19 protein-coding genes are annotated in these 24,470 nt (G+C 66.2%); 9 read left to right on the top strand and 10 right to left on the bottom strand.

The window, feature by feature from the left end:
* Window positions 1-3: 3 nt before the first annotated feature.
* The 3 genes from S58_RS32445 to S58_RS32455 all read right to left on the bottom strand — a co-directional run bounded on the left by S58_RS32445 (window position 4) and on the right by S58_RS32455 (window position 4,645).
* Complete coding sequence (locus tag S58_RS32445; protein ID WP_015669671.1) at window positions 4-1,881, bottom strand: extracellular solute-binding protein; 1,878 nt, start codon at window positions 1,879-1,881, stop codon at window positions 4-6.
* A complete protein-coding gene (locus S58_RS32450) occupies window positions 1,878-3,722 on the bottom strand; it encodes an extracellular solute-binding protein (RefSeq protein ID WP_015669672.1) in 1,845 nt (614 codons plus the stop codon). Before S58_RS32450 ends, S58_RS32445 begins: the two co-directional genes overlap by 4 nt.
* Before the next feature lie 374 nt (window positions 3,723-4,096).
* On the bottom strand, window positions 4,097-4,645 hold the full coding sequence (locus S58_RS32455; RefSeq protein ID WP_015669673.1) for a c-type cytochrome: 549 nt from the start codon (window positions 4,643-4,645) through the stop codon (window positions 4,097-4,099).
* Between the two features lie 254 nt (window positions 4,646-4,899).
* Between S58_RS32455 and S58_RS32460 the strand changes: the two genes are divergently transcribed.
* Both S58_RS32460 and S58_RS32465 read left to right on the top strand, forming a co-directional pair.
* Window positions 4,900-5,634, top strand: coding sequence for a 3-deoxy-manno-octulosonate cytidylyltransferase (locus S58_RS32460; RefSeq protein ID WP_015669674.1), 735 nt, complete (start codon window positions 4,900-4,902; stop codon window positions 5,632-5,634).
* Between the two features lie 27 nt (window positions 5,635-5,661).
* On the top strand, window positions 5,662-6,522 hold the full coding sequence (locus tag S58_RS32465) for a prephenate dehydratase (RefSeq protein ID WP_015669675.1): 861 nt from the start codon (window positions 5,662-5,664) through the stop codon (window positions 6,520-6,522).
* Between the two features lie 182 nt (window positions 6,523-6,704).
* Here S58_RS32465 and S58_RS32470 read toward each other — a convergent pair whose 3' ends face one another.
* A complete protein-coding gene (locus tag S58_RS32470) occupies window positions 6,705-7,598 on the bottom strand; it encodes a LysR family transcriptional regulator (RefSeq protein WP_015669676.1) in 894 nt (297 codons plus the stop codon).
* A 100-nt stretch (window positions 7,599-7,698) separates the two neighbouring features.
* Between S58_RS32470 and S58_RS32475 the strand changes: the two genes are divergently transcribed.
* Window positions 7,699-8,568: an SDR family oxidoreductase gene (locus S58_RS32475; RefSeq protein WP_015669677.1), complete on the top strand. Its 870-nt coding sequence runs from the start codon at window positions 7,699-7,701 to the stop codon at window positions 8,566-8,568.
* Between the two features lie 84 nt (window positions 8,569-8,652).
* Window positions 8,653-9,321, top strand: a complete 669-nt coding sequence (locus S58_RS32480) for an NAD(P)-dependent oxidoreductase (RefSeq protein ID WP_015669678.1) — start codon at window positions 8,653-8,655, stop codon at window positions 9,319-9,321.
* 232 nt (window positions 9,322-9,553) lie between these two features.
* On the opposite strand, the gene S58_RS32485 is transcribed toward S58_RS32480, so the two are convergent.
* Complete coding sequence (locus S58_RS32485; protein WP_015669679.1) at window positions 9,554-10,573, bottom strand: LLM class flavin-dependent oxidoreductase; 1,020 nt, start codon at window positions 10,571-10,573, stop codon at window positions 9,554-9,556.
* 372 nt (window positions 10,574-10,945) lie between these two features.
* On the opposite strand from S58_RS32485, the gene metF reads away from it, so the two are divergent.
* Window positions 10,946-11,863, top strand: coding sequence for a methylenetetrahydrofolate reductase [NAD(P)H] (metF, locus tag S58_RS32490; protein ID WP_015669680.1), 918 nt, complete (start codon window positions 10,946-10,948; stop codon window positions 11,861-11,863).
* On the top strand, window positions 11,863-15,729 hold the full coding sequence (metH, locus tag S58_RS32495; protein WP_015669681.1) for a methionine synthase: 3,867 nt from the start codon (window positions 11,863-11,865) through the stop codon (window positions 15,727-15,729). The genes metF and metH overlap by 1 nt, the downstream gene beginning before the upstream one ends.
* A gap of 146 nt (window positions 15,730-15,875) precedes the next feature.
* Here metH and S58_RS32500 read toward each other — a convergent pair whose 3' ends face one another.
* Window positions 15,876-17,126, bottom strand: coding sequence for an IS4 family transposase (locus S58_RS32500; RefSeq protein ID WP_244440677.1), 1,251 nt, complete (start codon window positions 17,124-17,126; stop codon window positions 15,876-15,878).
* A gap of 442 nt (window positions 17,127-17,568) precedes the next feature.
* Here S58_RS32500 and S58_RS32505 point away from each other — a divergent pair, with 442 nt between their 5' ends.
* Genes S58_RS32505 through S58_RS32515 form a run of 3 tightly spaced genes read left to right on the top strand, consistent with a single transcriptional unit; the run spans window position 17,569 to window position 20,440 of the window.
* Complete coding sequence (locus tag S58_RS32505) at window positions 17,569-18,702, top strand: ABC transporter permease (protein WP_015669682.1); 1,134 nt, start codon at window positions 17,569-17,571, stop codon at window positions 18,700-18,702.
* On the top strand, window positions 18,699-19,412 hold the full coding sequence (locus tag S58_RS32510; RefSeq protein ID WP_015669683.1) for an ABC transporter ATP-binding protein: 714 nt from the start codon (window positions 18,699-18,701) through the stop codon (window positions 19,410-19,412). Before S58_RS32505 ends, S58_RS32510 begins: the two co-directional genes overlap by 4 nt.
* A 2-nt stretch (window positions 19,413-19,414) precedes the next feature.
* Entirely contained in the window at window positions 19,415-20,440 is a 1,026-nt protein-coding gene (locus S58_RS32515; RefSeq protein ID WP_042340368.1) for an HlyD family secretion protein, read from the top strand.
* Window positions 20,441-20,679: 239 nt separating this feature from the next.
* Here S58_RS32515 and S58_RS32520 read toward each other — a convergent pair whose 3' ends face one another.
* The 4 genes from S58_RS32520 to S58_RS32535 all read right to left on the bottom strand — a co-directional run bounded on the left by S58_RS32520 (window position 20,680) and on the right by S58_RS32535 (window position 24,408).
* Window positions 20,680-21,312, bottom strand: a complete 633-nt coding sequence (locus S58_RS32520; RefSeq protein WP_015669685.1) for a glutathione S-transferase family protein — start codon at window positions 21,310-21,312, stop codon at window positions 20,680-20,682.
* Between the two features lie 60 nt (window positions 21,313-21,372).
* Window positions 21,373-21,966 (bottom strand): GNAT family N-acetyltransferase, encoded by a 594-nt coding sequence (locus S58_RS32525; RefSeq protein WP_015669686.1) that lies wholly within the window; start codon window positions 21,964-21,966, stop codon window positions 21,373-21,375.
* 10 nt (window positions 21,967-21,976) lie between these two features.
* Window positions 21,977-23,479 (bottom strand): glycerol kinase GlpK, encoded by a 1,503-nt coding sequence (gene glpK / locus S58_RS32530; protein ID WP_015669687.1) that lies wholly within the window; start codon window positions 23,477-23,479, stop codon window positions 21,977-21,979.
* A 155-nt stretch (window positions 23,480-23,634) separates the two neighbouring features.
* Window positions 23,635-24,408 carry an SDR family NAD(P)-dependent oxidoreductase gene (locus tag S58_RS32535; RefSeq protein WP_015669688.1) on the bottom strand — a complete coding sequence of 258 codons (774 nt, stop codon included), beginning with the start codon at window positions 24,406-24,408 and terminating at the stop codon, window positions 23,635-23,637.
* Window positions 24,409-24,470 lie beyond the last annotated feature (62 nt).

A 24,470-nucleotide genomic window follows, 5' to 3' on the forward strand; every position in this document is an offset into this window, starting at 1 on the left:
GAACTACTTCGCCTGCTCCAGCTTCGAGGCCTTGGCGGCATCGTACCACCAGATGTCGGGGGCGCCGACGCCAGATGCGTATTTCGGCGGCTTCGGCGGGTGGCTGAATTGATCCCAATAGGCGATCGGGTGGGTCTGGCGATACCATTGCGGTATCCAGTAATGGCCGGCACGGAACACGCGGTCGAGCGCGCGGCAGGCCGACGTCAACTCGCCGCGGGTCTCGGCGCCGATCGCCTTGGCGACCAGCGCGTCGATCGCGGGATTGCTGATGCCGCCGAGATTGTAGGAGCCCTTGGTCTTCGCCGCATCCGAGGTGAAATACGGCCGCAGGCTGTCGCCGGGGGTCGGCGACATCGACAGCCGCTGCACCGTGATGTCGAAGTCGAAATCCTCGACCCGGGCGCGGTACTGCACGGCGTCGACGATGCGGAGATCTGCATCGATGCCGAGTGTCTGCAGGTTCTTGATCAGGGTGCCGTGATGCGGCTTGAACGAGACCTCGTCGATCAGGAACTCGATCGCGAACGGCTCGCCATTCGGCAGCAATCGCTTGCCGTCCTTCACCGGCAGGCCTGCCTGCTGCAGCAGCTGCGTGGCCTTGCGCAGCAGCGCGCGATCCTGCCCCGATCCGTCTGAGACCGGCGGCACGAACGGCTCGCCGAACACGTCGTCCGGCACCTGGCTCCGGAACGGCTCCAAGAGCTTCAGCTCTTCAGGCGACGGCGGCCCGACCGCGACCATGTCGGAGTTCTGGAACGGCGACACCGTGCGCGCATAGGCGCCGTACATGATGGTCTTGTTGGTCCATTCGAAGTCGAAGGCGTAGGTCAGCGCCTGGCGAACGCGCGGGTCCTTGAACTTGTCGCGGCGGGTGTTGATGAACCAGCCCTGTCCGCCCGACGGCGTCTCGTCCGGCAGCAGCTCGCGCTTGACGCGGCCGTCCTTGATCGCCGGGAAATCGTAGCGCGTCGCCCAGATGCGCGAGGTGAACTCCTCGCGGAACAGATAGCTCTTGGCGGTGAAGCCCTCGAAGGCGACGTCGCGGTCGCGATAGAACTCGTAGCGCACGATGTCGAAATTATACATGCCGCGACTGACCGGCAGGTCCGCGGCCCACCAGTCCTTGACGCGCTCGAACTCGACGTAGCGATTGATCTCGTATTTGCCGACCTTGTACGGCCCCGAGCCGAGCGGCACGTCGAGCGGGTTCTCGTCGAAGGCGCGGTTGGCGTAATAAGCCTTGGAGAAGATCGGCAGCGTGACGACATAGAGCGGCACGTCGCGCGCGCGCTTCTCGACGAAGCTGACCACGACCGTCGCATCATCGAGCGCCTCGGCCTTCACGAAGTCGCGCAGCTGCACGACGATCAGCGGATGGCCCTTCTCCTTCAGCGTGTTCAGCGAGAAGGCGACGTCCTGCGCCGTGATCTTCGAGCCGTCGTGAAAACGCGCCTCGGGCCGCAAGGTGAAGCGATAGGACAGCTTGTCCGGCGAGATCGCGACCGACTTCGCGACCAGGCCATAGACCGCATCCGGCTCGTCGCTCGCGCGCACCATCAGCGAGGCGAACGTCATGTCCATGCCCTGCGCGCCCTCGCCCTTGAGGACATAGGCATTGAACGAGTTGAACGTCTGATAGGACTGGTTGTAGGCGCGCACCGAGGGGATGAGCGAGAACAGCCCGCCCTTCGGTGCGTCGATATTGACGTAGTCGAAGTGAGGAAAGTCGGCCGGATATTTGAGATCGCCGAACGCCGACATGCCGTGGGAGTCGGCACCGAACTCCGCGGCCATGGCGGGCCTGAGCAGCGGAGCACCGAGCGCGCCGAGCCCGAGCCCGAGCACCCCGCGGCGCGACAGATGCGAGAGCGGGCTCAAGAGCGCTTCACCTTGGCTGCCTTGTCGGCGTCGTACCACCACAGCGACGGCCAGCCGGTGCTGGCGTATTTCGGGAACGGCTCGAAATGGCTGAAACGGTCCCAGCGCGCGCTGCGCAAGAACGGATAGGTGAACTGCGGGACGACGTAGAAATTCCACAGCAGCACGCGGTCGAGCGCGTGCGTCGCCGCTTCCAAGGTGGCGCGGTCCTTGGCGAAGATGATCTTCTCGATCAGCGCATCGACCGCCGGGTTCTTGATGCCGACCGAGTTTTTCGAGCCCGGCTCGTCGGCCGCCTTGGAGCCCCAGAAGTCGCGCTGCTCGTTGCCGGGCGACAGTGACTGGCCCCAGAGGTCGGTGATCATGTCGTAGTCGAAGGTGCGCACCCGTTGCTCATACTGCACGTTGTCGACCTGGCGCACCGTGACGGTGACGCCGAGCCGCTCCAGCGACGGCTTGTAGAACAGCACGATGCGCTCGGATGACGGGTCCTGGACCAGCATCTCGATCGCGACCGGCTTGCCGGCCGGATCGATCAGCTTGCGCTCCTTGATCTCGTAGCCGGCGTCCTTCAACAGCTTGGTGGCTTCGCGCAGGTTGGCCCGCACGTTCTCGGGATTGCCGCCCACCGGGTTCTGATAGGCCGTCGTGAACACCTCCGGCGGCACCTTGTCGCGCAGCGCCTCGAGAAGCTCCAGCTCCTGCCCTTGGGGCAGCCCCGAGCAGGCGAGGTCGGTGCCTTCGAAATAACTGTTGATCCGCTTGTACTGGCCGTAGAACAGCTGCTTGTTCATCTCCTCGAAATCGAACGCGTAGTTGAAGGCGCGCCGCAGCCGGGGGTCCTGGAATTGCGGACGCCGCAGATTGAAGATGAAGCCCTGCATGCGGCCGGAATCGCGGACCGGAAACTCTTCCTTGACCGCGCGCTTGTCGGCGATCGCCGGAAAATCATACTGCGTGGCCCACTGCTTGGCCGAATTTTCGTTGATCCAGTCCGCCTGGTCGGCCTTGAAGGCTTCGAGCGCGACCTGGTTGTCGCGGAAGTACTCGTATTGCAGCTCGTCGAAATTGTTCTGGCCGATCCGGACCGGCAGGTTGGCGCCCCAATAGTCCTTGACGCGCTCGACCTTGATGGAGCGGCCGGGAACGAAGTCCTTGATCCGGTAGGGGCTGGATCCGAGCGGCAGCTCCAGCGTCGTGGCGGTCACATCGCGCTTGCGGCCCTGCGCGTCCGTGCCTTCCCAATAATGCTTGGGCAGCACGACCATCTCGCCGACGATATGCGGCAGCTCGCGATTGCCTGGACCGTCAAAGGTGAACTTCACCTCGAGGTCGCCGGTCTTCTCCACCTTCACGACGTGGCGGTAGTAGGACGAGTAGAACGGGCTGTTCTTCTTGAGCACGTCGAGCGAGAAGATGACGTCCTCGGGGGTCACCGGCTTGCCGTCGTGCCAGCGCGCCTCCTTGCGTAGGCGATAGATCACCCAGGAATAATCGTCCGGATAGGAGGCCGCCTCGGCGAGCAGGCCGTATTCGGTCGAGATCTCGTCCTGCGACCGCGTCATCAGCGTCTCGTAGGGGAGCATCGCGGCCGCGGCGATGTTGCCCTTCACATACATCACGACGATGTTGAAATTGTCGAAGGTCCCGAGCGAGATCATCCGGGCCGTGCCGCCCTTCGGCGCGTCGGGATTGACGTAGTCGAAACGCTTGAAGTCGACCGGGTACTTGATCTCGCCGAACAGCGACAGGCCGTGGCGCCAAGTCAGTTGCTCGCCGGCCTGCGCCTGCGCGGCATCGAGAGGGGCGAGGCTGGCGGCCGTGCCGAGCGCCGGGGTCATCGCAGCGAGGACGCTGCTCTGCAGGAGCTGTCGTCGGGTAATCGTCAAATGAGACTTCCTCTGAATAAGACCGCTTGAAGCAGGTGGTCGGCCACGGCCGCTGCTGCTCCCTAGATCCAACGTCTGATCGTAACCCAGTTCGCGAGGGCAGGTTGCGCTGGCCACAGCGAGGGCGCCCCGGCTCGCGAACCCGTTCCATTCAGGGGAGCAATATACGGCAAGGTTTCGACCAATAACCTTGCTTTTTCCTCATGGTACCGGGTTGTGAACGAACCGGATGCGACCAAAGGTCCCAAATGCGGCGAAATTCGCCCCGCAAAGCAAAACGGCCGGGCTTGGGGCCCGGCCGTCCGAAACGGGAAATCAGCAGCGGATCACTTGGCTGCGGTCGGCAGCGGCGCCGGGCTGTCGGCCAGCGAGTTCAGATAGGCCAGCACGTCGGCGCGCTCGGAGTCCTTCTGGATGCCGGCGAAGCCCATCGCGGTGCCCGGGACGTAGCCCTTCGGGTTGGCGATGAACTGGTTGAGCGCGTCGATGGTCCAGGTGCCGCCCTTGGCCTTCATCCCGGCCGAGAAGTTGAAACCGCGGCCCTCGCCGACCTTGTCGCCGACGATGCCGTAAAGGTTGGGGCCGACGGCATTCTTGCCGCCCTTATCGAAGGTATGGCAGGCCGCGCACTTCTTGGCGGCGGCAGCGCCCTTCTCGACCGAGGCGGTCTGCAGCAGCTTCTCGATCGGCTCCGCCGCGGCCGGCGCAGCGCCACCCTTGGCGGCGCCCTCGGCTTCCTTCACGGCGATCTCGAAGCCCGGCTTCTCCGGCATTTTCGGCGCGAACAGCGCGTTGGCGGTGAAGCTCGTGACCAGCACGACCAGACAGGCGGCCAGCACGGCGCCGAGGATCTTGTTCAGTTCGAAGGAGTCCATTTTGGAATCAGGCTCCGAGGGCGGATTTCATTGTTCTGTCGGAGGCCGCTAGGCCGCGACCGCGAATCGCCCCAGAGGTCGTCAAGGAATCGTCAAGGCATCGAGCGGAATCGAGCCGTCGCGCCTCCCCCTGCGGCAGAAGTGAGATATCGGTTTGCCCGTGCTCTGGCAACCCGTATAAGCAGCCGGCTTTTGCTGTCCCCATCAAGTCCGGCCCGCGCTGTTGCGACCGGCTCCGACCTGTCGTTTTCCGGATGACCAGACCCAAGACCCTCGTGCTGATCCCCGCCCGCATGGCCTCGACCCGCCTGCCCGGCAAGCCGCTGCTCGACATCGCCGGCCTGCCGATGATCGTGCAGGTGCTCCGTCGCGCTCAGGAGGCCGCGATCGGCCGGGTGGCGGTGGCGACCGACACGCCCGAGATCGCGGACGCCGTGACCGCACATGGCGGCGAAGCCGTGATGACCCGCGCCGACCATCCTTCTGGCTCGGACCGGATCCACGAGGCGCTGAGCAAGCTCGATCCCACCGGCGAGGCGGAGATCGTGATCAATCTGCAGGGCGACTTCCCGACCATCCTTCCGCAGAACATCCGCGACGTGCTGCTGCCGCTGTCCGATCCGGCCGTGGATATCGCGACCCTTGCCGCGCAGATCCACACCGAGGAGGAAGACGCCGCGCCGAGCGTGGTGAAGGCGGTCGGCTCCCCGATTGGCGAGCGGCGGCTGCGAGCGCTGTATTTCACCCGGGCCACGGCGCCGCATGGCGACGGACCACGCTACCATCACATCGGCCTCTACGCTTATCGTCGCGCCGCCCTGGAACGCTTCGTCAGCCTGCCGCCCTCGCCGCTCGAACTTCAGGAGAAGCTGGAGCAGCTGCGGGCGCTGGAGGCCGGCATGCGGATCGACATCGGCATCGTCGACACCGTGCCGCGCGGGGTTGATACCGCGCCTGATCTCGAAACCGCGCGCCGGCTGCTGTCCTGACCATAAGCTGCTGCTACAAGGCCCCTCATGAGCAAGATCTTGAAAATCGCATTCCAGGGCGAGCCGGGAGCCAATTCCCACATCGCCATCTCCGAGGCCTATCCGAGCGCGGAGGCCATGCCCTGCCCGACCTTCGAGGACGCGCTGAGCGCGATCTCCTCGGGCGAGGCCGATCTCGGCATGATCCCGATCGAGAACTCGGTCGCCGGCCGTGTCGCCGACATCCATCATCTGCTGCCGGCCTCCGGCCTCTACATCATCGGCGAATGGTTCCTGCCGGTGCGCCACCAGCTGATGGCGCTGAAGGGCACCAAGCTCGCCGACATCAAGACCGTGGAGAGCCACGTCCACGCGCTCGGCCAGTGCCGCCGCATCATCCGCCAGCTCGGCGTCCGGCCGATCGTGGCCGGCGACACCGCGGGCAGCGCACGGGACGTGTCCCAGCGCGGCGACAGGAGCGTCGCGGCGATCGCCTCGCGTCTCGCCGCCGAGATCTATGGCCTCGACATTCTCGCCGAGGACATCGAGGACGAGGCCCACAACACCACGCGATTCGTGGTGCTGGCGCGCCAGGAGCAGTGGGCCGAGCAGAACTCCGGCCCACTGGTGACGAGCTTCGTGTTCCGCGTCCGCAACCTTCCCGCAGCGCTGTACAAGGCGATGGGCGGCTTCGCGACCAACGGCGTCAACATGACCAAGCTCGAGAGCTACATGGTCGACGGCAATTTCTTCGCCACGCAGTTCTATGCCGACGTCGACGGCCATCCCAACGACAAGGGCCTCGCCTTCGCGCTGGAAGAACTGAAGTTCTTCTCGCGCGAGCTGCGCATCGTCGGCGTCTATCCGGCGCATCCGTTCCGCGCGACGTTCAGCGAGACGCGCGAGTGACCCTCGCCTGTCGCCCCGGCGAACGCCGGGGCCCATAGCCACAGGGCGGAGTGGTCGCAGCACGGTCTCTCCCACCGTCTTCTCGCAGCAACATCACGCGGTATGGGTCCCGGGTCTGCGCCCAAGCAGCGTTGTGCGCTGCTCGGGCTTGCCCGGGACGACACCGGGAATTCACGCGCCACCTACGTCTCGACATAGGCTGCCAGCTCGGCAGGCGTTCCCGTCGGGAAGGCCTCCTTCAGGAAGTCGAGGAAGGCGGAGACGCGCGCGCTCAGCAGCCGCCGCGACGGATAGAGCGTCCACAGCGCAATGGCGGGCGCGTCGAGATCGCCCCAATGCGCCAGCCGGCCGGCCGCCAGATCGTGGCTGACGAGCGAGAGCGGCAGGCGTGCGGCGCCAGCACCCGCGCGGACTGCATCGCGGACCATGATGAGCGACGACAGGCGAAGGATCGGATCGAACGCGATCCGCGATCGTCCGGTCGGCGCCGTCACATCCCAGGCTCCGGCCTGGTCACTCGATCCGCGAACGACGGCCGGAACCGCTGCATCGTCCGCCGGCCGCACCAGGCTTGGGCTTGCCACGACCACCAACTGGTCGCGCAGAAAGATGCGTCCGACGAGGCTCTCGTCGACATCGGGATTGACCCGGATCACCAGATCGTAGCCCTCCTCGACCATATCGACCGTCCGGTCGTCGGTGGTCACCTCCAGGCGAACTTGCGGATATCTGAGCGCGAATTGGGCGGCGAGCTTGCCCATCGCAGCCTGCGAGAACAGCAGCGGCGCGTTGATCCGTAACCTTCCACGCGGCGTGTCGCCCCCTGAGGAGATCGCGGCGACCGTCTCGTCAAGCTCAGTCAGCAGCGCGCCCGCCCGCTCGAACAGCACCAGCCCCTCCTCGGTCAGCTTCAGCGTCCGGGCACCGCGCTCGATCAGCCTGATGTCGAGACTCGCCTCTAACTCCGCGACCCGGCGGGACAGCGTCGCCTTGGGACGGCCGGAGGCACGGGCGGCACGGCCAAAGCCGCCGTTCCTGGCGACGAGCGTGAAATCAGCAAGCGCAAGCAAGTCCATCTGTTCCACCAATGAGACAGCCTGTCCAAATATAGCGTCTATTGGCTCGCATGTGGATCGCTATTTTCGGGGTGTCTCACAACCAACCCGGAGAATCCCCATGACCATCCTCGTTACCGGCGCCACTGGCACCGTCGGCCGTCACGTCGTCGAACAGCTCGTCAAGCGCGGCGCCGATGTTCGCGCCCTGGTCCGCGATCCAGCCAAGGCCAACTTCCCGGCGGGCGTCCAGATCGCGAAGGGCGACCTGCTCGACGTCGATTCGCTGCGCGGTGCATTCTCGGGCGTCTCGACGCTGTTCCTGCTCAACGCCGTCACACCTGATGAATTCACCCAGGCGCTGATCGCGCTCAATCTGGCCCGCGAGGCCGGCATCGAGCGGATCGTCTATCTCTCGGTGATTCACGGAGACGTCTACGTCAACGTCCCGCACTTCGCCGGCAAGTTCGCCGTCGAGCGGATGATCGAGCAGATGGGCTTGAACGCCACCATCCTGCGCCCGGCCTACTTCATGAACAACGATCTCACGATCAAGGACGTCGTGCTCAATTTCGGCATCTACCCGATGCCGATCGGAGCCAAGGGCCTCGCGATGATTGACATCAGGGACATCGGCGAGATCGCGGCGATCGAGCTGATCCGCCGCGAGCAGTCGGCCACGCCGCTCCCGCTGGTGCGGATCAACCTGGTCGGTCCGGACACGCTGACGGGCACGGATGCCGCCGCGATCTGGTCGGACGTATTGGGGCGTACGATCGCCTATGGCGGCGACGACACAGCAGGCTTCGAAAAGAACCTCCGGCAGTTCATGCCGAGCTGGATGGCGTTCGACATGCGCCTGATGAGCGAACGCTTCCTGACCGACGGCATGATCCCGGACGAAGGCGACGTCGCCCGTCTGACCGAGCTCTTGGGCCGCCCACTGCGCTCCTATCGCGACTTCGTCGCCGAGATCGCGGCCGCGGCCTGACGGCAACCAGCTCTGATCATCACCCGAAACCAACATGCGGGGCGCCTCCGAGGATGCGTCCCGCCCTCATTCAAGGAGGTCATCATGACCAATCGCGACAACGATAACGCCGCCACCGCGAAGCTGAAGATACTCGTTCTCGGCGCCACCGGCGGCACCGGCCGCCTGATCGTGCGCGAAGCGCTAGCGCGCGGCTACAATGTGACCGCGCTGGTGCGGTCGCCTGACAAGGCCCGCGATCTGCAAGGGGCGCATCTCATCGTTGGCGACGCCCGCGACGAAGCGGCGCTGCGCAAGGCGCTGAAGGGTCAGGACGCCGTCATCAGTGCATTGGGCACGCCGGCCAGTCCGTTCCGCGAGGTGACGCTGCTCTCGACAGTGACGCGCTCGCTCGTCAATGCGATGAAGGCGGAGCACGTCTCGCGTCTGGTCGCCATTACCGGGATGGGCGCCGGCGACAGTGCGGGGCACGGCGGCTTCCTGTTCGACCGGCTGATTTTTCCGCTGCTGCTGCGCAAGGTGTACGCCGACAAGGATCGGCAGGAGGCGATCATCAGAAACAGCGGGCTCGACTGGGTGCTCGTCCGTCCCTCCGTGCTCAACGACAAGCCGGGCGGCCACGCCCTGCGCGCCCTGACGGATCTCTCCGGCTTTCATGGCGGAACGATTGCCCGGGCCGACGTCGCGCGTTTCGTCGTGGACCAGGTGAGCGACGACAGCTTCCTGCACGGCTCGCCGCTGGTCACATGGTGAGACCAACACCGTGCGCGATCCGTCGCGCCCTCGCGATGATCAAACGGTCGCCGACTCGACTGGACCACACGCTCCTTCGTCATTCCGGGGCAATCGGCAATGCGCAGCAGCGAAGCGGCTGCGCGTTGTCGATTGAACCCGGAATCCCAAGATGATGAGCACAGACGCAAGACAATATCGAGATTCCGGGTTCAAGGCCTGCGGCCTTGCCCCGGAATGACGGTGGTTGTGACTACGCCGCCGCCTTCCGCTCCAGGCCGAAGGCGTCGGCGAGCAGGCTGTAGGAGCGCTTGCGGGCGTCGTGGTCGAAGGTCGCCGTAATCACCATCAGCTCGTCGGCCTGGCTGGCGGCGATCATCGGATCGAGCTTGGCTCGCACCGTCGCCGGCGAGCCGACAAACAGCCGCGAGCGGTTGCGCGCGATCGAGGCCCGGTCCGCGTCTGTATACATGTACGCCGCGGCCTCCTCGGGGCTCGGCAGCGGCAGGAACTGGCCGCGGTCGCGCCGGAGCCGGTTGAGGTCCATCGACGACGCCAGCCGCTCGGCCTCGGCATCGGTGTCCGCCGTCACCACGGCCACCGCCAGGATCGCATGCGGCTGCGACCGCCAGCGCGACGGCGTGAAATGGGCGCGGTAGGTTCGCATCGCATCGACAGCGTCGTGGCTGGCGAAATGATGCGCGAAGCCGAATCCCAGGCCGAGTTGCGCCGACAACTCGCTGGAATAGTCGCTGGAGCCGAGCAGCCAGATCGGCGGCAGCGGCGCGTCGTCGGGCATCGCGATGACGTTGTTGTAGGGATGACCCGCGGGAAATTCGCGCGTCTCCCACAACATCAATTCGTGCAGCCGCTCCAGGAAATCGTCGCCCTCGCGGCGATCGAGCCGGCTACGCAAGGCATAGGCCGTGGTGCCGTCGGTGCCGGGTGCGCGTCCCAAGCCAAGATCGATGCGGCCGGGAAACAGCGCCTCCAGCATCTTGAAACGCTCGGCGACGACCAGCGGAGCATGGTTGGGCAGCATGACGCCGCCGGAGCCGACCCGGATATGCTGGGTCGCCGCTGCGATCTGCCCAATCATGATGTCGGGCGACGGGCTCGCGACCGAAGGGAGGCTGTGATGCTCGGCCAGCCAATAGCGGACATAGCCGAGCTGATCGACATGGCGGGCCAGATCGATGCTGTTGCGCAGCGCCGCCGACGGCTTGGTGGCCGTGGTCGTGACGGAGAGGTCGAGGACTGAGAGCGGGATCATCGCTTCAACCTAGTGCGTGCGGGGCCCGCCACAATGGGCCAAATGCGGCCGTGACCCGCTGCAAATGCAGAGGCTGGTCGCCATGTCATTGGGATAGGCAACCTGTATACAATAGTCGATATCATTCAGCCCACTGGAAATTTCGATAAAAATCGCGCGCAACCCGCGCCTTTCCATTGATAACGCGCTGGTTTTTTAGCCCACATCCAAGTCATGCCAAACACAATAAAAGTCCATAATGCGTAAGTATGTGGGCCAAATCCCATTCTCAGTGGGCTGTCTATTGCGACGCACTTCCCATATCTTGAGCCGATCGAGATGGGGCCACCCTCTTGAGTTGAAATTTACGTCCCATCGGGAACCTGCGTTGCCATGACCGACCTCGCCTCCGCCATCACCGACGGCCATTCCGCGCTCATCCGGCCGAAGATCTCGTTCGAGTTCTTCCCGCCGAAGAGCGAGGAGATGGACCGGACCTTGTGGGCCTCGATCGAGCGCCTCGCGCCGCTGGAGCCCAACTTCGTCTCCGTGACCTACGGCGCTGGCGGCTCGACGCGCGAGCGCACCCACGCCACCATCGCCCGAATCTTGAAAGAGACGGCGCTGCTGCCGGCGGCGCATCTGACCTGCGTCGGCGCCTCGCGCGGCGAGATCGACGAGGTCGTCGACCGCTATCACGAGGTCGGCGTACGCCACATCGTGGCGCTGCGCGGCGATCCGCCCGGCGGCATCGGCACACCCTACTCCACCCATGCCGAGGGCTATCAGAGTTCGCCCGATCTGGTCGCCGGCATCAAGAAGCGGCATCCCGACATCGAGGTCTCGGTCTCGGCCTATCCGGAGAAGCATCCCGAGAGCCGCGACTTCGACGCCGACATCGACATGCTCCAAGCCAAGGTCGATGCTGGCGCCACCCGCGCCATCACCCAGGTGTTCTTCGACAACGACGTCTACTTCCGCTACCTCGACCGCGTCCGCGCCCGCGGCATCGACATTCCGATCGTGCCCGGCATCATGCCCCTGCACAACTTCAAGCAGGCGCGCGGCTTCGTGAGCCGCAATGGCACCAGCGTGCCGAACTGGCTGGCCGAGAAGTTCGACGGCCTCGATGACGATCCCGAAACCCGCAAGCTGGTCGCGGCGACCGTCGCCGCCGGCCAGGTACAGAAGCTCGCCAAGCATGGCGTCGACACCTTCCATTTCTACACCATGAACCGCGCCGACCTCGTGTTCGCGATCAGCCATCTGCTCGGCATCCGACCGAAGTCCGTCAACAAGGTCGCCGCCTGATGTCCGCCCCCGTATCAAAAGCGCGTACCGCCCTTCTCGCCGCCGCCGCTCAGCGCATCCTGATCCTCGACGGCGCCATGGGCACGATGATCCAGGCGCTGCAGTTCGACGAGGCCGCGTTCCGCAGCGAACGGTTCAAGGATTTTCATCGCGACCTCCGCGGCAACAACGACCTCTTGATCCTCACCCAGCCCGAGGCGATCGAGGACATTCACGCGCAATATCTGCGCGCCGGCGCCGACATCGTCGCGACCAACACGTTCTCGGCGACGTCGATCGCGCAGGCCGACTACGATCTCTCCGACATCATCTACGAGCTGAACCGCGAGGGTGCCCGGCTCGCGCGCAACGCCGCGATCCGCGTCGCCGCCGAGGACGGCAAGCCGCGCTTCGTCGCCGGCGCCATGGGCCCGACCAACCGCACGGCCTCGATCTCCCCTGACGTCTCCAATCCCGGCTACCGCGCAGTGACCTTCGACGATCTCCGGCTCGCCTATGGCGAGCAGGCGCGCGGGCTGCTGGATGGCGGCGCCGACATCCTGCTGCTCGAAACCATCTTCGACACGCTCAACGCCAAGGCGGCGCTGTACGCCATCGCCGAGCTGTGCGAGGAGCGCGGCATCGACGTGCCGGTGATGATCTCCGGCACCATCACCGACAAGTCCGGCCGCCTGCTCTCCGGCCAGATGCCGGAAGCGTTCTGGAATTCGGTGCGTCACGCGAGGCCCCTGACCATCGGCTTCAACTGCGCGCTCGGTGCCGAGGATCTGCGCGCCCATGTCGCCGACATCGGCCGCGTCGCCGACACGCTGGTCTGCGCCTATCCGAATGCCGGCCTGCCCAACGAGTTCGGCCAATACGACGAGACGCCGGCCTACATGGCGCGGCTGATCGGTGAGTTCGCAAGCGCCGGCCTCGTCAATATCGTCGGCGGCTGCTGCGGCACCACGCCGGATCATATCGCGGCGATCGCCGCCGCCGTTGCTCCGCACAAGCCACGCGCCGTGCCCGAGATCGCGCCGCGGCTGCGGTTGTCCGGCCTGGAGCCGTTCGAACTGACGCCGGCGATCCCGTTCGTCAATGTCGGCGAGCGCACCAACGTCACGGGATCTGCCAAATTCCGCAAGCTGATCACCGCGGGCGACTACACCGCCGCGCTGCAGGTCGCGCGCGACCAGGTCGAGAACGGCGCCCAGGTCATCGACGTCAACATGGACGAGGGCCTGCTCGACTCGGAAGCCGCGATGCGGACCTTCCTCAATCTCGTCGCGGCCGAGCCGGACATCGCCCGCGTGCCGGTGATGGTCGATTCCTCGAAATTCCATGTCATCGAGGCCGGCCTGAAATGCGTGCAGGGCAAGCCGGTCGTGAACTCGATCTCGCTGAAGGAAGGCGAGGAGAAGTTCATCCACGAGGCGACCATCGCGCGCCGCCACGGCGCGGCCGTGGTCGTGATGGCGTTCGACGAAACCGGCCAGGCCGACACCTACAAGCGCAAGACCGAGATCTGCGCCCGCGCCTACAAGATCCTGGTCGAGCAGATCGGCTTCCCGCCCGAGGACATCATCTTCGATCCGAACATTTTCGCAATCGCGACCGGCATCGAGGAGCACGACAATTACGGCGTCGATTTCATCGAGGCGACGAAGTGGATCCGGCAGAACCTGCCGCATGCCCACATCTCCGGCGGCGTCTCCAATTTGTCGTTCTCGTTCCGCGGCAATGAGCCGGTGCGCGAAGCGATGCACTCGGTGTTCCTGTATCACGCCATCAAGGCCGGCATGGACATGGGCATCGTCAATGCCGGGCAGATGATCGTCTATGACGACATCGATCCGGAGCTGCGCCAGGTCTGCGAGGACGTCGTCCTCAACCGCGACCCCGGCGCCTCCGAGCGGCTGCTGGCGCTGGCCGAGAAATTCCGCGGCCAGGGCAAGCAGACCAAGGAGGCTGATCTCGCCTGGCGCGAATGGCCGGTCGGAAAGCGCCTCTCTCACGCCCTGGTGCACGGCATCACCGAATTCATCGAGGTCGATACGGAAGAAGCGCGCGCGGCCTCGACGCGGCCGCTCGACGTCATCGAAGGCCCGCTGATGTCGGGCATGAACGTGGTCGGCGACCTCTTCGGCGACGGCAAGATGTTCCTGCCGCAGGTGGTCAAGTCGGCGCGCGTCATGAAGCAGGCGGTCGCCTATCTGATGCCGTTCATGGAGGCCGAGAAGGCCGCCAACAAGGGCCGCGCAAACGAACGCTCCAACGCCGGCAAGATCGTGCTCGCCACCGTCAAGGGCGACGTCCACGACATCGGCAAGAACATCGTCGGCATTGTGCTCCAGTGCAACAATTTCGAGGTCATCGACCTCGGCGTCATGGTGCCCGCGGCCAAGATCATCGACACGGCGAGGGCCGAGAAGGCCGATATCGTCGGCCTGTCCGGCCTGATCACGCCCTCGCTCGACGAGATGTCCTATCTCGCCGCGGAGATGGAGCGCCAGGGCCTCAACGTGCCGCTGCTGATCGGCGGCGCCACAACGAGCCGCGTGCATACGGCCGTGAAGATCGATCCGAACTACCAGAATGGCCCGGTGGTGCACGTCAACGACGCCAGCCGCGCCGTCGGCGTCGCCTCCTCGCTGCTGTCGGCGGAGCGCAAGGATGCCTATGCCGCCGAGGTCCGGACCGAGTATCAGAAGATCGCCGCCGCGCATCTGCGCGGCCAGGCCGACAAGAAGCGGCTGAAGCTCAGCGACGCCCGCGCCAATGCGCCGAAGATCGATTTTGCCAAGGCCAAGCCGGTGAAGCCGACCTTCCTCGGCACGAAGACGTTCGTCGACTACGACCTCGCCGAGCTCGTTCCCTACATCGACTGGACGCCGTTCTTCCAGACCTGGGAGCTGGCAGGACGCTTCCCGGCCATCCTCGACGACGCCAAGGTCGGCGAGGCGGCGCGCGCGCTGTATGACGACGCGCTGAAGATGCTGAAGCGTATCGTCTCCGAGAAATGGTTCACGGCGCGCGCCGTGATCGGCTTCTGGCCGGCCAACGCCAGGGGCGACGACGTCGTGCTCTATGCCGACGACAGCCGCACCACGGAGATTGCGACGCTGCATACCCTGCGCCAGCAGCTCGAGAAGCGCGAGGGCCGCTTCAACACGGCGCTCTCCGATTTCGTCGCGCCGCAGGCCTCCGGCGTGCCCGACTATGTCGGCGGCTTCGTCGTCACCACCGGTCTTGGCGAGGACGCCGTCGCCGACCGCTTCAAGAACGCCAATGACGACTACTCGTCGATCCTGGTGAAAGCGCTGGCCGATCGCTTGGCCGAGGCATTCGCCGAGCGCCTGCACGCCCGCGTGCGCCGCGAGTTCTGGGCCTATGCCCCGGACGAGGCGCTCTCCTCCGACGATCTGATCCTGGAGAAGTACCAGGGCATCCGCCCCGCACCGGGCTATCCGGCGCAGCCCGATCACACCGAGAAGGCGACCTTGTTCGAGCTGCTCGACGCCGAGAAGAACGCAGGCGTCACGCTCACCGAGAGCTTCGCGATGTGGCCGGGCTCCTCGGTGTCGGGTCTCTATTTTGCTTCGCCGGAGAGCTTCTATTTCGGCGTCGGCAAGATCGAGCGCGACCAGGTCGAGGACTACGCCGCGCGCAAGGGCATGACGGTGACAGAGGTCGAACGCTGGCTGGCGCCGATCCTGAACTACATCCCGGCGCGGGGCACGCAGGAGGCCGACGCGCCTCGCGCGGCTCCGGCCGCTCCGGCCGCAGCCAATGACGCCGCCCCCGCCGAGCTCGCCAGCCACCCGGTGGGCTGCACCTGCGCCGTACATCTGGCCTGGCGCAAGAAGGCGGTCGGCGCGAAGTAGCCCGCGCGCAGTCGCCACACCCACAACTGTCGTCCTCGCGAACGCGAGGACCCATACCGCGGAATCTCTCTGTAGTCCGCGGAGGTCAATATCAAGCGTAACACGGCTTCCTGTGGCTATGGGTCCCTGCGTTCGCACTAGGGTTTCTACACGGTTTGGAGGGCTCTGCCGGCGACGAGGATTTGGAAGCGACTCATTCCGTTGTGGAAGGTGATGGGCCCGGGAGGCCGATGGGAGGCGTAGCCGGTCCATCCGCCGAGTTTGGCGATGATCCATGCCGCCCACGCGAGTGTTTGGGCAGGATGAGGGTTTTCCTGAAGCTTGGTCCTGCCCTTCATCGTCTTGTTGATGGCCGCCAGGGCCTTCATTTCTTCCGGAGTGAAGGCGCATTCGATCGGCAGTTGTTGACCGCCGTTGCGAGCCTGAACGAGCTGAATGACGATGCAGGCTGCTTTGGTGGCGATGGCCACGAGCTTGATCAGGGCCTGGGCGCTTTCGAGCTGGCTGTCCTCGATCTGCAACCCTTGGGTCTTCAGCGAGCGGAAGAGCTGTTCGATGATCCAGCGCTGCTTGTACCAGGAGACGATCTGCCAAGCGTCGGACGCCTTGGCGATCGAATGAGTGGTCAAGAGCAGCCAATGAACGGCCTCAGCCCCTTTCGGAGGATGCAATTCGACGACTTCCACGAAGCTGACTTCGACGCGCTCCGGCAGGCCCTTCACGCCGGGGCGCGCCGGCCGCTTGAGCTCGGCCGTTCCGAACCGCAGCGAGAGCTGAGCTTGGCGGGCGCGGCGATCCATGCGCTGCGGCAGGTCGATCATCGCCTTGTCGCAGAAGCGCGCTCGCTCCACCGCCTGGTAGAGTGTGCTGCCATCGGCCAGCGCATGATCGTGCATGGCTCGCGTCAGCAGGTGGACGTTGTCTCCCGGCGTCAAAGCCCAATGCGCAAAGAACTCCCCTTCGCGATCATTGACGACGGTGATCATGCGTGCGGCAGCGAGAACGTCACAGGCCTGTTCGGCGGTCGTCACCCAGCGCGCCGATTCCTTGTCGGCCAACTCCCGCTGGTCGTGAGGCACCTTCACCTTGCCCCGGCGCGTCCACACCTTGCCGCCGGTGAGACCGAGGCAGGCGCCGCTGTCGGCATCGACCGCCAACATCGCATGCAACAGCACGCCACGGGCATTGCCTTTGCCGACCTCGCCCAGTCCGCGCCGCCGCCCCTTCCGCGTCTGGAATTTGACCTCGCTGGTGTCCTGGATCGCCAGCACATGCCGCCCCGCGACCACAGTCGCCGTCTGCCGGCTCCAGCCTTCAATCAGCCGATCGATCGTGACTTGCGGATTGTTCACAAACCGCCAGTACGCCATGTACGCGGCCCAGTCACCCTGCGCCATCCGGCGCAGGCAGACGCTGCGCGTGCAAAGCATAGCCTGGACGAACGCTGCCCCCTTTTATCGAGGCGAACGTCGCCAAACTCCCCCAGTGACAGATCCGGCTCTCGCTCCATCTCCGATGCTCCCTTGAATCAAGCATCGGAGATGGAATCATACAACCCGCAAAGACGGCACAACATCATGACTTCCCGAGTCAATCTGTCGCGCCAGACGTGTAGAAACCTTAGTGCGTTCGCAGGGACGACACCGTGCATGACGGACCGCCGGTGCCTCTCATCGGCGTTCGCGGGGACGACAGGCGGTATGACACCCCTCCCCGTGTCCTCCGCGCCACGACCGCCGCGAATGACAAAGCGCCACAGCCGCGGTCACGCGATGCAGCGTGGACATCTCCCCTGTAACCGGCTGAAATGCCCCTGGGGCCTCCGGGTGGTTTTCGTTCATGTCGTTGCAGTTCAGGCTTGCGTCGCGAAACCTGTTTCATGACAGGCTGCGCTTCATCGCGACCATCATCGGCATCATCTTTTCGATCGTGCTGGTGACCGTGCAGATGGGCCTCTATGTCGGCTTCCGGCGCATGGTCACGACCATGATCGACCACTCGCCGGCCGAGCTGTGGGTCATGCCGGTCGGCACCAAATGCTTCGAGGATCCGTCGCTGCTCGACGAGCGGCAGCGGTTCCGGGCGCTCGCAGTTCCCGGTGTGGCGGAGGCAACGCCGCTGGTGATCGGCTATGCGCAATGGCGGCTGCCGCAGGGCACCACGACGCCGGTGTTCGTGGTCGGCTCGGAGCTGCGCGGGCTCGGGCTGCATCCGTGGAACGTGGTGGAGGGGCGGCTCGACGACCTGTCGGTGCCCGGCGCGGTCGCGATCGACCAGACCTATTTCGAGCGGCTCGGCATCACCGGCCCCGAGCAGGCCGCGGAGCTGCGCGACCGCAAGGTGCAGGTGATGGCCGTCACCAAGGGCATCCGCTCCTTCACGACCACGCCTTACGTGTTCACCGATGTCGAGCGCGCGCGGAACTTTACCGGCATCGCGCCGAACAAGGCGTCCTATCTGCTGGTGAAGCTTGCTCCCGGCGCCGATCTCTGGACCGTGCAGCAGGCGGTGCGCGACAGTCTCGGCAATGTCGAGGTGTTGACCGCGGCCGAGTTTCGCAACCGCAGCCGTTCGTTCTGGCTGTTCGGCACCGGCGCAGGCGCGGCGCTGTTCGCGGGCGCGTTGCTCGGACTGATCGTCGGCACCGTGATCGTGGCGCAGACGCTGTATTCCAGCACCAAGGACCACATCAACGAATTCGCGACCCTGCGCGCGATCGGCTCGACCAGCCGCTACATCTACACCGTCATCATCTGGCAGGCGCTGCTCAGCGCCGTCGTCGGCTTCGCGGGCGCCGCCGGCATCGGCAAGATCGTCGCCGCGGCAACCGCGGAGTCGGCGCTGCCGGTCATCATGACGCCGGCGCTGACGGTTGCGCTGTTCGTCCTGACGCTCACGATGTGCGTCGGCTCGGCGATCGCGGCGATCGTGAAGGTGATGCGCATCGATCCGACCCTGGTGTTTTCCCGATGAGCACGATCGTGCTCGAGGCGACCGATCTCGTGCAGCACCTCGGCCAGGGCGCCGGCCGGGTGCAGGCGCTGAAGGGCGTGAGCCTGTCGCTGAAGGGCGGCGAGCTGGCGCTGCTGATGGGCCCCTCGGGCAGCGGCAAGACGACGCTGCTGTCGATCCTGGGCTGCCTGATGACGCCGGATAGCGGCACAGTGCGGGTCGGCGACCAGCCGGTCGCGGGGCTCGATCCGGAGGCGCTGGCGAAGTTGAGGCGCGAGCGCATCGGCTTCATCTTCCAGTCCTATCATCTGTTTCCGACACTGAACGCCGCGGACAATGTGCGGCTTGCGCTCGATGTGCGCGGTGAGCGCGCGCGGCTTGCGAAGAAGACGGCGCGCGAGGTGCTCGACAGGGTTGGCCTTGGTCACAAGACCCGTTCGTTTCCGCGCGAGCTCTCAGGCGGCGAGCAGCAGCGCGTCGCCATCGCCCGCGCCATCGTCGGCAACACCCAGGTCATTCTCGCCGACGAGCCGACCGGCGCGCTCGATACCGCCAATGGCCAGGCGGTGATGACCCTGCTCGCCGACATCGCCAAGGATCCGTCGCGCGCCGTGCTGGTGGTCACGCACGATCCGCGCATCCTGCCGTTCGCCAACCGCGTCATTCATATCGAGGACGGCCGCATCGTCGGCGAAGAGGCTGGCGGCGACGCAATGAAGAAGGTCTCGTGAGCATGATCGGATCGAGGATCGCACATCGCGCCTGCGCGATCGGGCTTGCCACGACGACGGCAGCTGCCCTTGCCATGGCGCCCGTCTGGGTCACGCCACCGGTGCACGCCGCCAGCGCCCAGGACGAGCGCTGGCTCGCGGTGGCGCCCGGCCGGGTCGAGCCGGCCTCCGGCCTGATCAAGCTCGGCACGCCGGTCGGCGGGTTGATCCAGGAGGTGCTGGTCAAGGCCAACGAGACCGTGTTCGCCGGCCAGGCGCTGGTGCGGCTCGGCGATGCCGAGGCCCGCGCGCAGCTCGCCAGCGCCGAGGCCCAGGCCGCGATGCGCAAGCGCGTGCGCAACAAGGAATCCACGCCATCGGGTGCGGGCCCGCGGCGGCGCGCCGAGGACGGCTTGGCCGATGCGCAGGCCGCGCTGTTCGACGCGCGCACCGCGCTCGACAAGGCGGTCGCCGAGCGGCGCACCGGGCGCGGCGCCGATGCCGATGTCGAGACCGCGCGAACGCAACTGGCGACTGCGCAGACCAGGCTGGAGCAGCAGGCCGATGAGCTGCGCAAGGTCACCGCCGACGCGCCGCTGCCGATCAGCGCCGAGGGCCAGCTCAACGTCGCCCGCAGCGAGCTGCAGGGCGCGCGCGCCGGCTTGGAAAAGCTCACCATCCGTGCGCCGCTCGACGGCACCGTGCTGCAGGTCAATGCGCGCGCCGGCGAGATCGCCTCGCCGCAGGCAACGCCGCCGCTGGTGCTGCTCGGCGACATCACGTCGTTGCGCGTCCGCGCCGAGCTCGACCAGCGCGACCTCGACAAGATCAAGCCGGGCCAGCAGGCCGTGGTGCGCTCGGAAGCCTTCCGCGGCCGCGACATCGCCGGCAAGGTCGCCGTCGTCGCCCCCCTGGTCGAGAGCAGCCGCGCCTCAACCCTCAGCCAGCGCAACATGACCGACGTCGACGTGGTCGAGGTGCTGGTGGATCTGGCGGAGCCCGGCCCGTTCGCGGTGGGCATGAAGGTGGATGTGTATTTCAGGCCGTGAAGGGGGGTGTTCTGATGTCGCTTAGCGCCCAACCGCCACCCTCCCCTTGAGGGGGAGGGTCGATCGCACGCGCAGCGGGCGAGCGGGGTGGGGTGAAGCCACAGGCGCTCGTACACGTGGAGAGATCACCCCACCCCGCCTCGCGTTTCGCTTCGCTCATCGCGAGGCGACCCTCCCCCTCCAGGGGAGGGTGAGCACCGAGCCTGCGGCGTTCGCCCTACGGCTTCAAACCCACCATCTCAAACCCCGCTCGGCGGGGCCAGCGGCTGGACGACCTCCTCGAACGGCGGCAGCGCCTCGCATCTTGCAGCGTGAGCTGCCAGCGCCGGGAAACGCGCGGCTTCAAACAGATGCGGATGTGCTTCTGATGTGAAGCGCAGCACGCAAGCCACCGCAATGTCGGCATGGCCGATCTGCTGACCGTACCAATAGTCGGTCGAGACCGCCGCGCGCTCCGCCTCCAGCATCGCCAGCACGCCCGAGATCTGCATCTCGCAGCGCGCGACCCACAGCGCCAGGCGGTCCTTGCGCAGCACGCGCTCGTAGATCAGGCTGACGGCCTTGTCGCCCAATCCGGTAGCGAGCGCGATGGTGCGCAATTGCCTGCGGCGCAACGGCCCGCTGCGCGCCAGCATCGCGCGCTCGGGCCCGACCGCCTCATCGAGGTGATCGAGGATCGCCGCCGAATCGATCAGCGCTTCGCCGTCGTCGAGCACCAGCACCGGCACGCGCAGCAGCGGATTGTACGGGGCGATCTTGTCGGCATCGCCGAAGGTCGACCATGGCCGGTGCTCGAACGGCAGGCCGTAGAGCTTCAGCGCGATCGCGGTGCGGCGGACGAAGGGCGAGTCGTATTGGCCGATCAGGAACATCGGTTGTCCTCCTGTGCGGCGCATTCAAGCGCCGTTCGGCCCCGCTGTCAGCTACCGACTTCAGCCGATCAGCGGCACATGGCGCGCCACGTCGCGCGGCAGGGTGCCGTCGAGCCGCGGGTCGGGGGCGATCTCGATCTGCCGGCGGTAGGGACGGAAGCCGGAGCGCTGGTAGAAGGCCAGCGCGCGGGGATGGTCGAAGCTGCAGGTGTGGACCCAGAGCCGCGTGAGCGGCTGCGCCCAGGCGCGGCGCAGCGCGTGGTTCATCAGCAGGCGGCCGGCGCCGGTGCCGATCAGCTTGGACGTCACGCCGAACAGCACCAACTCGCACTCGTTCGCCTTGCGGAAGTCCAGCTCCAGCAAGGCCTCGTCGCCGCCGTCATGTTCGAGCGTGGTGATCTCAACACCATGAGCGCGGATGGTCGCGGCGAGCTCGGCGTCGCTCATCCGCAGCCGCTGCGACCACAACCATTCCCGGCCGATGCGGGCATAGAGGTCGCGGTACCAGTCGGCATCAGGGTGCGCGACGCGGCGCAAGGTCCAGTCGTCGGCCGGATCGGGAGGCAGCACCGGCGGCGCCAGCATCTCCAGCGAGGTCACGACGGCGGCAATCTTGCCGGGCGGGACGTCGTAATAGCCGTCAGGAACAGACACGCCCTCGCCCCTACTCGCCCTCGTCGCTCGCGAGCACGCCCTTCACGGCGCGGGCCCAGCCGGCGAGCTTGCGCTGCCGCGTCGCCGCGCTCATCGCCGGCCGAAAGCGGTGCTCGAGCCGCCAATTGTCGGCGAACTTTTCCGGATCGGGATAGACGCCGGCATGGAGGCCGGCGAGATAGGCTGCGCCGAGCGCCGTCGTTTCCTGGATCATGGGGCGATCGACCGGCGCATCCAGGAGATCGGCGAGGCGTTGCATGGTCCAGTCCGAGGCGGTCATGCCGCCGTCGACGCGCAGCACGATCGTGGCAGCCGAGGCATCGGGCCAGTCAGCACGCATCGCGGCCCACAGATCGTAGGTCTGGTAACAGACGCTTTCGAGCGTGGCATGCGCGAGCTCCGCCGGGCCGGTGTTCCGGGTCAGGCCGAACAGCGCGCCGCGCACGCGCGGATTCCAATACGGCGCCCCTAAGCCGACGAAGGCCGGCACGAGATAGACCGACTGCATCGAATCCGACTTGTCGGCGAGCGGGCCGGTCTCGGCGGCATGCTTGATGATGCCGAGCCCGTCGCGCAGCCACTGCACGGCGGAGCCGGCGACGAAAATCGAGCCTTCGAGCGCGTAGGTCCTGACGCCGTTGAGCTGATAGGCGATGGTGGTCAGCAGCTTGTTGTTCGACTTCACCGGCGTGGCGCCGGTGTTGAGCAGCGCGAAGCAGCCGGTGCCATAGGTCGACTTCATCATGCCCGGCGTAAAGCAGGCCTGTCCGATGGTCGCCGCCTGCTGGTCGCCGGCGATGCCCGCGACCTTGATCGGGCCGCCGAACAAATCCGGCGTGGTGGTGCCGAAATCGGCGGAGGAATCCTTCACTTCAGGGAGCATCGAGCGCGGTACGCGCAGCAGCTCAGGCAGCGAATCGTCCCACTGCCCGGTGTGGATGTTGAACAGCAAGGTGCGCGAGGCGTTGGTGGCGTCTGTCGCATGCACCTTGCCGCCGGTGAGGCGCCACAGCAGGTAGCAGTCGACGGTGCCGAACAGCAGCTCGCCGCGCTCGGCGCGCTCGCGGGCGCCCGGCACGTGGTCGAGGATCCAGGCCACCTTGGTGCCGGAGAAATAGGGATCGATGATCAGGCCGGTCCTGGCGCTGACATCGGGCTCGTGGCCGTCTGCCTTGAGCTTGGCGCAGATGTCGGCGGTGCGACGGTCCTGCCAGACGATGGCGCGATGGACGGCCTGGCCGGTGGCACGGTCCCACACCACGGTGGTCTCGCGCTGATTGGTGATGCCGATCGCGGCGATGTCCTTCGCCGTGAGGCCCGCCTTATCCAGCGCGTCGCGGCAGGTCATCACCGTCGAGGTCCAGATGTCCTCCGGCTCGTGCTCGACCCAGCCCGAGGCCGGGAAATGCTGCGGAAATTCCTGCTGCGCGACCGCGGCAATCGAGATGTCGGAGCGGAACACCATCGCGCGCGAGGACGTGGTGCCCTGATCGATGGCCAGCACGAAGGACATGGGCGGTTCTTCCCGGGAGGTTGACGACGTTGGGGCGAGAAGCAAGCGGATCATGAGCACGAGGTCAAGATGGAGCGGCGCGTGGAATGCCCGCCCTCCCCTGGAGGGGGAGGGTGAACACCGCAATCAGCACCGCCGCTCGGACACGAGAGCGGCTACACCGCCGCCGTCGTTACGCCACCGTCCACGACGATCGTCTGTCCCGTCATGAAGGTCGACCCATCCGAGGCCAGATAGGCCACCGCGCCGGCGATCTCGTGGGGCTCGCCGATGCGGCGGAGCGGCGTCGTCGCGCAGCGCTGCTTGAGGCGCGCCTCGTCTTCCCACAGCGCGCGGGCGAAATCGGTCTTGACCAGGCCCGGCGCGACGCAATTGATGCGCACGCCCTGCGGGCCCCATTCGCCGGCGAGGCTGCGGCACAGCGAGAAATCGGCGGCCTTGGAGATGCCGTAGGCGCCGATCACGGTCGAACCGCGCAAGCCCCCAATCGAGGAGACGATGACGACCGAACCTTTGCCGCGCGCGGCCATCGGCGGGATCGCCTTGGCGCAGAGCCACAGATTGCTCTTGACGTTGGATGCCATGATCTTGTCGAAGGCTTCGTCGGTGATGTCCAGCAGCGGGCCGTAATACGGGTTCACCGCGGCGTTGCAGACGAGGATGTCGACCTGGCCGTAATGTTCGACCGCGCCATCGATCAGCGCATCGACCTCGGCGCGGCGCGAGATGTTGCAGGGGATGACGTGGGCGTCGCCGCCATTGGCGCGGATGCCGCTCGCGACCTCCTCGCAGGCCTCGGCCTTGCGGCTGGAGATCACCACCTTGGCGCCGAGCTGCGCCAGCAACTCCGCCGACGCGCGACCGATGCCGCGGCTGGAGCCCGTGATGACGGCGACCTCGCCGGAGAGGTTGAAGGGATTGGGGGCCATGTCTCGTTCCTCGGCAGCGGCCTCGTAGCCCGGATGAGCGCAGCGATATCCGGGTTCACACG

Origin of the sequence: Bradyrhizobium oligotrophicum S58 (genome assembly GCF_000344805.1) — a bacterium.
Taxonomy (GTDB): domain Bacteria; phylum Pseudomonadota; class Alphaproteobacteria; order Rhizobiales; family Xanthobacteraceae; genus Bradyrhizobium; species Bradyrhizobium oligotrophicum.

Bases quoted from the DNA above. Each gene is read 5' to 3' on its own strand.
- S58_RS32450 (WP_015669672.1), bottom strand. From the start codon at position 3,722: ATGACCCCGGCGCTCGGCACGGCCGCCAGCCTCGCCCCTCTCGATGCC.
- S58_RS32455 (WP_015669673.1), bottom strand. From the start codon at position 4,645: ATGGACTCCTTCGAACTGAACAAGATCCTCGGCGCCGTGCTGGCCGCC.
- S58_RS32460 (WP_015669674.1), top strand. From the start codon at position 4,900: ATGACCAGACCCAAGACCCTCGTGCTGATCCCCGCCCGCATGGCCTCG.
- S58_RS32465 (WP_015669675.1), top strand. From the start codon at position 5,662: ATGAGCAAGATCTTGAAAATCGCATTCCAGGGCGAGCCGGGAGCCAAT.
- S58_RS32470 (WP_015669676.1), bottom strand. From the start codon at position 7,598: ATGGACTTGCTTGCGCTTGCTGATTTCACGCTCGTCGCCAGGAACGGC.
- S58_RS32475 (WP_015669677.1), top strand. From the start codon at position 7,699: ATGACCATCCTCGTTACCGGCGCCACTGGCACCGTCGGCCGTCACGTC.
- S58_RS32480 (WP_015669678.1), top strand. From the start codon at position 8,653: ATGACCAATCGCGACAACGATAACGCCGCCACCGCGAAGCTGAAGATA.
- S58_RS32485 (WP_015669679.1), bottom strand. From the start codon at position 10,573: ATGATCCCGCTCTCAGTCCTCGACCTCTCCGTCACGACCACGGCCACC.
- metF (WP_015669680.1), top strand. From the start codon at position 10,946: ATGACCGACCTCGCCTCCGCCATCACCGACGGCCATTCCGCGCTCATC.
- metH (WP_015669681.1), top strand. From the start codon at position 11,863: ATGTCCGCCCCCGTATCAAAAGCGCGTACCGCCCTTCTCGCCGCCGCC.
- S58_RS32500 (WP_244440677.1), bottom strand. From the start codon at position 17,126: ATGGCGCAGGGTGACTGGGCCGCGTACATGGCGTACTGGCGGTTTGTG.
- S58_RS32505 (WP_015669682.1), top strand. From the start codon at position 17,569: ATGTCGTTGCAGTTCAGGCTTGCGTCGCGAAACCTGTTTCATGACAGG.
- S58_RS32510 (WP_015669683.1), top strand. From the start codon at position 18,699: ATGAGCACGATCGTGCTCGAGGCGACCGATCTCGTGCAGCACCTCGGC.
- S58_RS32515 (WP_042340368.1), top strand. From the start codon at position 19,415: ATGATCGGATCGAGGATCGCACATCGCGCCTGCGCGATCGGGCTTGCC.
- S58_RS32520 (WP_015669685.1), bottom strand. From the start codon at position 21,312: ATGTTCCTGATCGGCCAATACGACTCGCCCTTCGTCCGCCGCACCGCG.
- glpK (WP_015669687.1), bottom strand. From the start codon at position 23,479: ATGTCCTTCGTGCTGGCCATCGATCAGGGCACCACGTCCTCGCGCGCG.
- S58_RS32535 (WP_015669688.1), bottom strand. From the start codon at position 24,408: ATGGCCCCCAATCCCTTCAACCTCTCCGGCGAGGTCGCCGTCATCACG.